Annotated in this window: 8 protein-coding genes; 5 read left to right on the top strand and 3 right to left on the bottom strand. The window is 72.6% G+C overall.

Annotation, left to right across the window (positions count from 1 at the left end; all coding sequences use genetic code 11):
- Nucleotides 1–194: 194 nt before the first annotated feature.
- Nucleotides 195–1991 carry an adenylyl cyclase gene (locus ACOV8S_RS30120; RefSeq protein ID WP_448321654.1) on the top strand — a complete coding sequence of 599 codons (1797 nt, stop codon included), beginning with the start codon at nt 195–197 and terminating at the stop codon, nt 1989–1991.
- A gap of 48 nt (nt 1992–2039) precedes the next feature.
- Here ACOV8S_RS30120 and ACOV8S_RS30125 read toward each other — a convergent pair whose 3' ends face one another.
- Nucleotides 2040–3599 carry an amino acid permease gene (locus tag ACOV8S_RS30125; protein WP_448321655.1) on the bottom strand — a complete coding sequence of 520 codons (1560 nt, stop codon included), beginning with the start codon at nt 3597–3599 and terminating at the stop codon, nt 2040–2042.
- Nucleotides 3600–3828: 229 nt separating this feature from the next.
- On the opposite strand from ACOV8S_RS30125, the gene ACOV8S_RS30130 reads away from it, so the two are divergent.
- Together ACOV8S_RS30130 and ACOV8S_RS30135 are read left to right on the top strand one after the other, a co-directional pair.
- Nucleotides 3829–5322, top strand: a complete 1494-nt coding sequence (locus ACOV8S_RS30130; RefSeq protein ID WP_448321656.1) for an NAD(P)/FAD-dependent oxidoreductase — start codon at nt 3829–3831, stop codon at nt 5320–5322.
- 44 nt (nt 5323–5366) lie between these two features.
- On the top strand, nt 5367–6083 hold the full coding sequence (locus tag ACOV8S_RS30135) for a hypothetical protein (RefSeq protein WP_448321657.1): 717 nt from the start codon (nt 5367–5369) through the stop codon (nt 6081–6083).
- 95 nt (nt 6084–6178) lie between these two features.
- On the opposite strand, the gene ACOV8S_RS30140 is transcribed toward ACOV8S_RS30135, so the two are convergent.
- Together ACOV8S_RS30140 and ACOV8S_RS30145 are read right to left on the bottom strand one after the other, a co-directional pair.
- A complete protein-coding gene (locus ACOV8S_RS30140) occupies nt 6179–7591 on the bottom strand; it encodes a M23 family metallopeptidase (protein ID WP_448321658.1) in 1413 nt (470 codons plus the stop codon).
- Nucleotides 7592–7713: 122 nt separating this feature from the next.
- Entirely contained in the window at nt 7714–9675 is a 1962-nt protein-coding gene (locus ACOV8S_RS30145) for an acyl-CoA dehydrogenase family protein (RefSeq protein WP_448321659.1), read from the bottom strand.
- A 202-nt stretch (nt 9676–9877) separates the two neighbouring features.
- On the opposite strand from ACOV8S_RS30145, the gene ACOV8S_RS30150 reads away from it, so the two are divergent.
- On the top strand, nt 9878–10312 hold the full coding sequence (locus ACOV8S_RS30150; RefSeq protein ID WP_448321660.1) for a contact-dependent growth inhibition system immunity protein: 435 nt from the start codon (nt 9878–9880) through the stop codon (nt 10310–10312).
- A gap of 35 nt (nt 10313–10347) precedes the next feature.
- Nucleotides 10348–10874: hypothetical protein (locus ACOV8S_RS30155; protein ID WP_448321661.1), on the top strand; the 527-nt coding region annotated here is incomplete at its 3' end.

Below are 10874 nucleotides of genomic sequence, written 5' to 3' on the forward strand. Positions count from 1 at the left end.
CTCCCACCCGACCGCCGGGCAACTCCATCCACGCGCAAGCCCGTTGACCCCAGCCAAGTCATTGACGCTGCGGGCGGGCAGTGATTCACTCCGGGGCTGAGAGCGCTCTCAAACGCGGTTGAGGACCAGCCGCGATCCGTCTTGCCCCACCACATGCAGGGAGAGCCGTGTCCGTGATTCCCTCTCGTCGTGCCATGCTCCGCGGGGTGGCGGCCGCCGCCGCCGCGGTGCCGTTGGGCGGCGCCGCCGCAGGATCGGCCTTCGCGTCGCCGGCCTCCGCCGACCAGCGCGGCCGGGGCGCCGCCGGTCACGGGGCCGCCGGGCTGGGGCCGAACGTCCTCGTCTTCGACCCCTCGATGGGCGACGCCGCCATCCAGGAGCGGATCGACGCCGTCTTCAAGGTCCAGGAGGCCAACCAGTTCGGCACCGAGCGGTTCGCCCTGGCGTTCAGGCCCGGCACCTACGAGCTCGAGATCAACGTCGGCTTCTACACCCACGTCCTCGGCCTCGGCGACAGTCCCGAGGACGTCGTGATCAAGGGCCATGTGACGGCCGACGCCCAGTGGTTCGAGGGCAACGCCACGCAGAACTTCTGGCGGGCCTGCGAGAACCTGACCATCGTGCCGCCGGACGGCCTCGACCGCTGGGCCGTCTCCCAGGCGGCGCCGATGCGCCGGTGCCACGTCAAGGGCGACATGATCCTGATGCCGAGCCCGCCCGGCAACGGGTGGTCCAGCGGCGGCTTCCTGGCCGACAGCCTGGTGACCGGCACCATCAACGCCGGCTCGCAGCAGCAGTGGCTGTCCCGCAACGACACCGTCGGCCGCTGGAAGGACGCCCAGTGGAACATGGTGTTCCTCGGCGTCCGCGGCGCACCGGAGACCAGCTACCCGGCCCCGCCCATCACCACCCTGGACCGCACCCCGGTGATCCGGGAGAAGCCGTTCCTGACCGTCGACCGCAGGGGCGCCTACCAGGTCTTCGTGCCCGCGCTGCGGCACGACACCGCGGGCACCAGCTGGGAGAACGGGCCCGCCGCCGGTCGCCACATCTCCCTGAGCAGGTTCCACGTGGCGCGGCCGGGCGACTCCGTCACCCGGATCAACGCGGCGCTCGCCTCCGGCAAGCACCTGCTGCTCACCCCCGGCGTCTACCGCCTGTCGAAGCCGCTGCGGGTCACCCGTCCGGGCACCGTGGTCCTCGGTCTGGGGCTGGCCACCCTCCAGGCCGTCGACGGCAACTCGCTCATCGAGGTCGCCGACGTCGACGACGTCACCGTGGCCGGCCTGATGCTGGAGGCGGCCTCCGCCCACTCCCCGGTGCTGCTGCGGGTCGGCGACGGCCGCAGCCGGAAGAACCACGCGCACCGGCCCACCGTGCTCTTCGACGTCTTCGTGCGCATCGGCGGATCCGTCCCCGGCGGCGCCGGGGTGTCGATCCAGATCGACAGCAACGACGTGATCACCGACCACGTCTGGGCCTGGCGCGGCGACCACGGCCTCGACGGCACGGTCGGCTGGTCGGTCAACCCGGCCGGCGTCGGCTTCCTCGTCAACGGCGACCGGGTCACCGCCTACGGCCTCTTCGTCGAGCACTACCAGGACCACGAGGTCGTCTGGAAGGGCGAGAAGGGCCGCACCTACTTCTTCCAGAACGAGCACCCGTACGACGTCCCGACCCAGTCGGCGTGGCGGCGCGGCTCCACCAACGGCTATGCCGCCTACAAGGTCGCCGACGACGTCAGGGACCACAAGGCCTGGGGCCTGGGCAGTTACGCCTTCTTCAACCTCAACGCCGACATCTACACCGACCGTGCCTTCGAGGTCCCCGACACCCCGGGTGTCGTCCTGACCTCGATGGTGACGGCCTGCCTCAACGGCCCGGGCGGCGGCGGCATCCTGCACACCGTGAACAAGGCGGGCGACCCCGTCACCAACGGATTCGCGCTGCACTGGATGAAGTCGTACTCCAACGGCGTCGCCACGTACTGACCGGCCTCACCGGTCCGGCCCACGGCCCTTCCGGTCGGGACGCGCGGCTCACACCGCCTCGCGCGGCGGCGCCGTCGCGTCGCCCTCCCCCCTGTCCCCGGCCCGCGTCCGCGGTCCACCCGGAACGTCCGCACCGGCGCCGGCCGGCCGCAGGAACCAGCGCCGTGCCGTAACGAGCCACCAGGTGCCGCAGAAGGCGACGACCACGCCGACCGCGACGGGCGCGTAGTTGAAGGTGCCGGCGGTGACCGGCGAGGTCTGCGGCAGCATGAACAGCACCGTGATCACCAGCACCCACGCCACGGCGACCGTGCCCACCGCGCCGGACCAGCGGCCCAGGTGCCAGGGCCCCCGCTCGAACCGGTCGCCCTGCCGCAGCCGCAGGTAGGTGGGGATGACGTAGGCGATGTAGAGGCCGATGGTGGCGATGGAGGTGACCGCCGCGTAGGCGGTGGTGTTCCACAGGTACGGCAGGCCGAGGACGAACGCTCCTCCGGCGGCCAGCCACACCGCGTTGGTGGGGGTGCGGGTCGCCGGGTCGAGCCGGTGCCACACCCGGGAGAACGGCAGCGCTCCGTCCCGTGAGAAGGCGTAGATCATGCGGGAGTTGGCGGTGACGGACGCCATGCCGCAGAAGAACTGGGCGACGATCACGACCAGCAGCAGCCAGGTGCCCGCCGATTCCCCCAGCGCGTCCATGAGGATCTGCGCCGGAGGCACCCCGGTGCTCGAGGCGAGCGCCCCGTCGTAGGAGCGGATGGCGAAGGTGAAGCCGAGCAGCAGCACGAAACCGGCGGCGAGGGAGACCAGGATGGAGCGGACGATGCCCCGGGGGCCGGCGACGGAGGCGCCCACCGTCTCCTCGGTCATGTGGGCGGAGGCGTCGTAACCGGTGAACGTGTACTGCGCCATCAGCAGGCCGATCAGCACCACGTAGACGCTGCTCGAGAAGCCCGTGTTGTTGACGAACTCCCCGAAGACGAACCCCGCCGACCGGTGCTGGTCGGGGACGAGCACCAGAGCCCCGCAGACGACGGCCACGCCGAGGACGTGCCACCAGATCGACACCTCGTTGAGGAAGGCGACGATGCGGACGCCGAAGGTGTTCAGCAGCCCGTGCAGCACGAGGATGATCCCGAACAGGGTGATGGTGTGGCCGGGCGTCGCCTCGAAGCCGAGACGGAGGTCGAGCCAGGCGTTGAGGAAGGTGGCGGCGCCGAAGTCGACGCCGGCGGTGACCGCGATCTGGCCCAGCGTGTTGAACCAGCCGGTGAACCAGGCCCAGGCCGCCGCGGAGCGCGCGGGAGCCATGCGGTGCGCCCAGAAGTACAGGCCGGCGCTGGTCGGATAGGCCGAGCAGACCTCGGCCATCGACAGGCCCACGAACAGGGTCATGAGGCCGACGAACAGCCAGCCCCACATGATCACCGCCGGACCGCCGGTGTTCATGCCGTAGCCGTACAGGGTCATGCAGCCGGACAGGATCGAGATGATCGTGAAGCTGACGCCGAAGTTGGCGCGGCTCGACATCGAGCGCGAGAGAGTCTGCCGGTAGCCGAGCTGCTCGAGACGCTCCTCGTCGGAGAGGGGGGATTCGTCGTGAGTCATGGGGACGCACCCTTCGCACATCGGGGGGTGGTTTCCGCGGGAACAGCACCTGTGCCCGGCCACAGTAGGCCCGCGGAACCGGCGAGCGAAGGGTGCGTTCACCCCGACGAGTACGCGTGGGCCGCGAGTGAGCACGGAACGGCCAACAGTGAGCAACGAACGGACTGGTGACTGAGCAACAGGTCGGGACACCGTGCCTCCCACGGACAGACGTGCGAGGAGGCTTCGGATGACGGAACAGGACGTGATCGTGATCGGCGCGGGACCGGTCGGTCTGGCGACGGCGATGTCGCTGGCCGGGCAGGGACTGCGGGTCACGGTGCTGGAGCGGGACGGCGACGATCTCGGCGACGCACCCGGCGGCACGGGGCAGGTCGCACCCGGCGGCACGGGAGAGCACACCGCCGGCCGGGCGGGAGAGGACGCCGCGGAGCGGGCCTGGGAGCACTGGCGCCGGCCCGGAGTCTCCCAGTTCCGCCAGCCGCACATCCTGCTGCCCGCCGGTTCCGCGCTGCTGCGCGCCCGGCTGCCGCAGGTCGCCGACGCGCTGGAGGAGACGGGCCCGCTGCGGCTCAACATAGCGGGCGCGGCACGGGAGTTGCCGGGCATGGGCGGTCCGCTGCCCGGGGACGAGCGCTACGACACCCTCACCGCGCGCCGCCCGGTGCTGGACGCGGCATTCGCCGCGGCCGCCGCGGCCACCTCGGGGGTGACCGTCCGCCGGGGCGCCGCCGTGACCGGGCTGCTCACCGGCGCGGCGCGGGTCGAGGGGCGCCCGCACGTGACCGGTGTGGTGACCGGGCGGGGCGAGGAGCTGCACGCGGCCCTCGTCGTGGACGCCGGCGGCCGCAACTCCCCCGTGCACGCGCTGGTCGCCGGGCTCGGCGGTCCGCCGCCCGCCGAGGAGCGCGCCGAGGCCGGTTTCGTCTACTACGCCCGCACCTACCGCGCCCCGGGCGGCGCGCCGGCCCAGCCCGTCTGGCCGCTCGTCCACCACGAGGGCGTGTCCACCATCGTGATCCCGGCCGACCACGAGACCTGGTCCGTGGTCCTGGTGGTCTCCAGCCGCGACCACGCCCTGAAGGCCCTGCGTGAACCGGCCGCCTGGGAGCGGGCGGCGCGGCTGCTTCCCGAGCTGGAGGGCCGCACCGACGGCGAGCCGATCACCGCGCCGCAGGCCATGGCGGGCCTGCACAGCCGGATCCGCCGGACCGTGGTGGACGGCCTGCCGGTGGTGACCGGACTGGTCCACGCCGGCGACGCCTGGGCCGCCACCGACCCGCAGTTCGGTCTCGGCCTGTCGATGGGGCTGACCCACGCCGTCGCACTCGCCGACACGATCGCCAAGACCGGCCTCGCTGACGCGGCGGAGCTGGCGCTGCGCTTCGACGAGGTCAGCGAGGCGACGCTCACGCCCGTCTACGCGCGCCTGCGGGAATGGGACCGGCACCGGATCGCCGAGATCGACGCCGTGATCGCCGGCCGTGCCTACGAGACCGACGATCCCGGCTGGCACCTCACCAACGCCCTCGACGGCATCAAGCTCGCCGACCCGGACGTCCTGCGGGCCATGACCGAGGTCGCCTGCATGCTCGACTCCCCGGAGAACGCGTTCGCCGCCCCCGGCCTGGTGGAACGCGCGCTCACCCTGAACGGCGGCCCCGCGTGGACCTGGCCGGGCCCGTCCCGCGCCGAGGTGCTGGCCGCGGCCCGGGCCGCGTGACCTCGGCCGACCCGCCGTTCGACGTCCTCGTCACCCTCCCGGGCGTGCGCAGGACAGCCCTGCCCGCCGACCGAAAGGACACCGTGCACCACCGTCTTCCCACCGCGCTCACCCTCTCCGTCGTCCTGGCCGCCGGCCTGCTGACGACCGCCTGTGGCGGCTCCGCCGCCGACGCGGACGCCTCGGACCCGGCGGCCACGGCCTCCCAGGGCCAGGACTCCGCCGACGGCGCCGACGCCTCCGGCGGGGCGGCCTCCGGCGAGTCCCCGGCCGACGACCGTGACGACGCCGGTGACGGCGACGCGTCGGGCGCGGCCGCGGACACCTCCGGCGACGCCGCGGGCGACGGGTCCGGCGCCGGGCGCGACTGCGGCGCCGGCGATCTGACCTGGTCGGCCAGGCCCAGGACCCAGGCGGGCGGCTACCTGCAGATCGCCGCCACGGCGAAGCCCGGTGTCACCTGCGTCCTTCCGGCGGGCCTCCCGGTCGTGGCGTTCGGCTCCGGCGGCATCCAGGCCGGCCCCGCCGAGCAGTCCGCCGGCGACGCGATCACCCTCGGCGGCGGCAGGACGCTCTACGCGGGCGTCAGCCCGAAGACGAGCAGCGGCGAGGCGGGCACGCGGTTCGGCACCGTCATCGTCGCGGTGAGCGAGGGGGACCCCGAGCCGGTCTCGCTGAAGATCGACCCTGTCGTCGTCGACGCGCCGGTGGTGACCAGCTGGCACACCGACCCGGCGGACGCCGTACCGCTCGCCCGGTGACCGCGCCGGCCGCCGCCCGGGCCCCCGAGGGGGCGCGGACGGCGGCCGGACGTACGGCGCTCGCGTCGGTGCGTTTCGGAGCGGTGCGGGGCGGTTCAGGCGGGGTCCACGCCGTGGCTGATCAGCCAGGCCAGCGGGTCGATGGCTCCGCCGCCGCCCGGGTGGACCTCGAGGTGGAGGTGCGGACCGCTGGAGTTGCCCGTGTCACCGGAGTAGGCGATGGTGTCGCCCGCCTTGACCACCGCCCCGGGGGTCAGTTTCCAGCTGGCGAGGTGGCAGTACCAGGTCTCCGTGCCGTCCTTGGCGGTCACGATCACCATGTTGCCGAGGGCACCGTTCACCTTGTGGCTCACCACCCCGTCGGTGACCGCGAACACCGGGGTGCCGTAGGAGACGGGGAAGTCGATGCCGGTGTGCCCGCGGGCCCATCTGGACCCCGCCGCCCCGTAGTAGGCGCTCAGCCCCCGCCGGTTGACCGGGCTGACGAACTTCGGCCGCAGCCGCTCCTTCTTGGCGGCTTCCTCGGCCGCCTTCTTCATCTCCGCCTCGCGCCGCTCCGCGAGGTCCTCGCGCTCCTGCTCACGGCTGGCCCGGCCCCCGAAGTCGTTGGCCGCGGCAGTGATTCCGCCGAGCTGGGCGGCGAACTCGTCCTCGTAGGACGGCTTCACCGGTCTGGGGTCCGACCCGGAGGCCGCCGAGGCGTCGGTGGACCCGTCCGTGGACACGACCGCCACGGCGGCCGCGGTCACCCCCATTACGCAGGCCGAGGGCACCGCTACCCGCAGCAGCGCGGACCGGCGGACCGGTGCGCGGCGGCGGCGCCGGGACCCGGCGCGGGCCGGGGCGTGCGCCGAGGCGGCGGGAGCGTCCGGCGCGTCGTGGTCCCCGGTCCGCTGCTCGGGTACGGATGCGGTGGGGGGACCGTCCGCGCCCGGGTCGCCGCCCTCTGACGCCGCGGTGTTCCAGGAGCCGGTGTCCCAGGAGCCGCTGTCCGAGGAGCCGCTGTCCCAGGAGCTTGTGTCGAGCGCACGCGCGTCCCAGGAACCGGTGTCCCACGAGCCGGTGTCGAGCTGTCCCGTGTCCCAGGAGCCCGTGTCGTACACACCCGTGCCGGTCGCACCCGTGCCGGCCGAACCTGCGTGGTACGTGCCGGTGCCGGTGTCGTACGTGCCGGTGTCGTACGTGCCGGTGTCGCAGGCACCCGTCGCGAACGCTCCGGTCGGGTGGGCCCCGGTGTCGTACGTCTCCGTGCCGTACGCGGCCGTGTCGTACGCCCCGCCGGCGAAGGTGCCGGTGTCGTGGCCGGAGAACCGGCCCTCGGTCTCGGCGAAGTACTGCGCCGCGTAGGCGTCGTACGGGTCGGCGGTGTCCCACCCGCCGTCGCCGTGCCGGGCGGCGGTCGCCGCGTACACGTCGTAGGGCGCCCCTCGGGCACCGTCCGTCCAGGGCTCCCCCGACGCGCCGTTCGCCTGCGGGGTCGTCTCTCCCGACGAATGATGCTCGTCCACCGGTCCTCTTCCGCTCGACGCCAGGGCCTGCCGGAGCAGTGCGGTGAGTGTACCGACATCTCCGACAGGCCCCTACCGCGACGCGAGCAACTTACGCCCAGTACAACGCAGTTGACCGAGCGTCACTCCGCCAGTCCGGGCGCGCGCAGCATCTCCGGCGGGACGCCCCACGCGTCGACGAGGTCGACCGCGAGCGGCCGGACCTTGCGGCACAGGGCGTTCACCTCCCGGCTGACGGCCTTGGACCGCTGGACCGTGAGCCGGCCGTGCTCCATGAACCAGGCCCGGTCCTGCTCTATCGTCGACAGGGCGAACAGGTCGCACATCAGGTTCAGCGCCGTCTTGTTCCCGCCCTCCGGCAGCGCCCGCACCTTCTCCACGAACGCCTCCAGCACCAGCCGCTCGACGTGCGCGCGGGCGACCGCGATGACGTGGTCCTGCACCTGGGAGAAGACGACGCCCGCGTTGCGCTTCTGGGCGATCCCCCGCTTCAGCCGGCGGGCCAGGCCCGCGAGCATGTGCTCCTCGCGGAAGCGGAGCATGGCGAGCTGGTACTCCGGGTCCAGCAGACCGGCCTCCCGGTCCCAGTCGTCACCCCCGGGCAACAGGTCGCGGACCCGTTCGAGCAGCTTGTGGGCCGACGTCTTCTCGATCACCGTCTCCACCGCGAGACCGGCCACGTAGCGGACCATGCCGAGCTGGTCCAGGTCCTCGAACTCACTGGCGTAGTGCGTGAGCAGGCCCTTGGCCACCAGCTGCAGCAGGACGTGGTTGTCGCCCTCGAAGGTGGTGAAGATGTCGCTGTCGGCCTTCAGCGCGGCGAACCGGTTGACGGAGAGGTACCCGGCGCCGCCGCACGCCTCGCGGCACTCCTGGACGACCCGGGTGGCGTGCCAGGTGCCGAGCGCCTTGGTCCCGGCGGCCCGCGCCTCCAGCAGTCGCCGCGCCTGCGGGTCGTCCTCGATGCCGGAGAACACATCGTGCAGCTGCGCCCGCAGGACGTCCTGCGCGAAGTGCAGCGCGTAGGTGCGCGCGACCAGCGGCAGCAGACGGCGCTGGTGCAGCCCGTAGTCGAGGAGCAGCTGCTCCTGCGTGTCCGACTCCGCCTCGAACTGCCGCCGTCGCACGGAGTACTTGACCGCGATCGCGAGGGCGACCTTGGCGACGTTGATCCCCGCGCCGGCGACGCTGACCCGGCCCTGCACGAGGGTGCCGAGCATGGTGAAGAAGCGCCGGTGGGGGTTCTCGATGGAACTCTCGTAGACGCCTTCGGGCGTGACGTCGGCGAACCGGTTGAGCAGCGCCTCGCGCGGCACCCGGACGCCGTCGAACCGGATGCGGCCGTTGTCCACCCCGTTGAGGCCCATCTTGCGGCCGTCGTCCTCGATGGAGACGCCGGGCGCGGGTTCGCCGCCGACCCTGATCGGCACGACGAACGCGTGCACGCCCTCGGACCGGCCGCCCACCTCGAGCTGGGCGAAGACGACCGCCAGCTCGCCGTGGCGGGCCGCGTTGCCGATGTAGTCCTTGCGTGCCTCGTCGCCCCGGGTGGTGATGACGAACTCCTGGGCGTCGGGGTCGTACGTCGCGACGGTCCCCAGGGCCTGGACGTTGGATCCGTGCCCCGTCTCGGTCATCGCGAAGCAGCCCATCAGCCGCCCGGTGATCAGGTCGGGCAGGTACGCCTCGTGGTGCCGCTCGGTGCCCAGGTGCAGGATCGCGCCTCCGAAGAGCCCGAACTGCACGCCGACTTTGACGAGGACGGACAGGTCGCCGAAGGCGAGGGTCTCGAACGCCGCGATGGACGCTCCGACGTCGCCGCCCCCTCCGTACTCTCGGGGGAAGCCCATGCCGGTCTGGCCGGTGGCGGCCATCTCGACCACCAGCTCGCGCACCCGCTCACGGAAGGCGTCGAGGCCGAGGTCGTCGGCCTCCTCCAGGACGGAGGCGTACCTCACGAGATTGGTGCGGACGAGGTCGCGGATCTCGGAGTACCCGCCGTCGAGCACCTCGGTCAGTGCCGGGACGTCGATCTCGGGTTGCGTCCAACCGCTCTCGGAAGTCTGGGTCGCGTCGGTGGCCATGCCCCTTCGCTACCCCGGTCCGGGCAGGTCAAGCGGTCGGCCGCGGCAGTTGGGGCCGTTCGGGCGATGCGAGGCGTCCCGCTCCGCGGCGGAGGAACGACTGCCGCCCGCCGTGAACCGCCGCCTTCGGACAGGCGTCCTGATCCACAGCGCCGGGACGAGCGATCCCGGTGGCCGTCGACATCATGGAAGAGTGCCGGGGATGGAGAAGACCTTGTCCGACGCCGTGGACACGACGCGCTCCCTCGAGGAGCTGGAGGGCGACCGCTGGCCGGAGCCGCCGTCAGGATCCACCTCCCTCGTCCGTGCCGTGCACGCGCTGCGGAAGCGGCCGTTGCGTGAGCTGGCGCCGGAGGACATGAGCCGCCTGATCACCCAGGACGTCGGGCTCCTCCTGCTCCTGCCGCGGGCCCTGGACCACCTTCGCGCGACGGCGCCCCGTGAACCCGGACGGTTCTGGCTCGACGACGACCTCCTGTTCGCGGTCGTCACGCGTCGGGGCGAGGTGTGGCGGGACAACCCGGAATGGGCCCGCCACCTCGATGACACCCTTCGCCTCCTCCCGGAACTGTCCCCGTCCCTGCGACCGGACGTGGACGCGTTCCGCACCGCGGTCGCGGACCTGCTCGCACGGTGACGTCCGCGAACCCGGGGTACAGGGTGGCGCCCTCCATGAAGATCACCCTCGACGGGTGGACGGCGACGGTCACAGACGATCCGCTGACCGTCCTCCCGCGTTTCGACTTCCGCGAGTTCCGCGTGCGCGTTGCCGAGTACGCGAGTGTCGAGGAGCGACAGCGGTTCCTCGCGGACACCTTCGGCAGCGGTCCCTGGCTGTGGGACACCCCCGACGAACTGCGCTTCGACCGGGTCGGCCGGCGACTGGTGGGCGCCGAGTTCCAGATCCCCGGGATGCTCGTCGATCCCGACGACGCGGCCCGCCCGTCCTCCACGCCACCCGTCACGGCAGGCGGGCTGCGTGCGGACGAGGTCCGTGACTTCCGCCTCGAGGTGACCACGGAGTTCCTCCGTGGCCCCGGGGACACCTCGCTCACCTGTCTGCGCGACCTCGACGTGCTCGACGAGCCGTTGGAGGCCCGCGTCGGGATCGCCCCCGACCTGGCGCTCCTGGTGCAGCACGGCACGGTCGTCGGCTGGAGCCTCACCGACCCCGCCCGGTACCTGACCACCGCTTTCAC

It is taken from the genome of Streptomyces sp. CO7 (genome assembly GCF_053474865.1).

What these genes read in the sequence shown, in the direction of transcription:
- ACOV8S_RS30130 (WP_448321656.1), top strand. Translation starts at nt 3,829, where the DNA reads ATGACGGAACAGGACGTGATCGTGATCGGCGCGGGACCGGTCGGTCTG.
- ACOV8S_RS30125 (WP_448321655.1), bottom strand. Translation starts at nt 3,599, where the DNA reads ATGACTCACGACGAATCCCCCCTCTCCGACGAGGAGCGTCTCGAGCAG.
- ACOV8S_RS30120 (WP_448321654.1), top strand. Translation starts at nt 195, where the DNA reads ATGCTCCGCGGGGTGGCGGCCGCCGCCGCCGCGGTGCCGTTGGGCGGC.
- ACOV8S_RS30150 (WP_448321660.1), top strand. Translation starts at nt 9,878, where the DNA reads ATGGAGAAGACCTTGTCCGACGCCGTGGACACGACGCGCTCCCTCGAG.
- ACOV8S_RS30145 (WP_448321659.1), bottom strand. Translation starts at nt 9,675, where the DNA reads ATGGCCACCGACGCGACCCAGACTTCCGAGAGCGGTTGGACGCAACCC.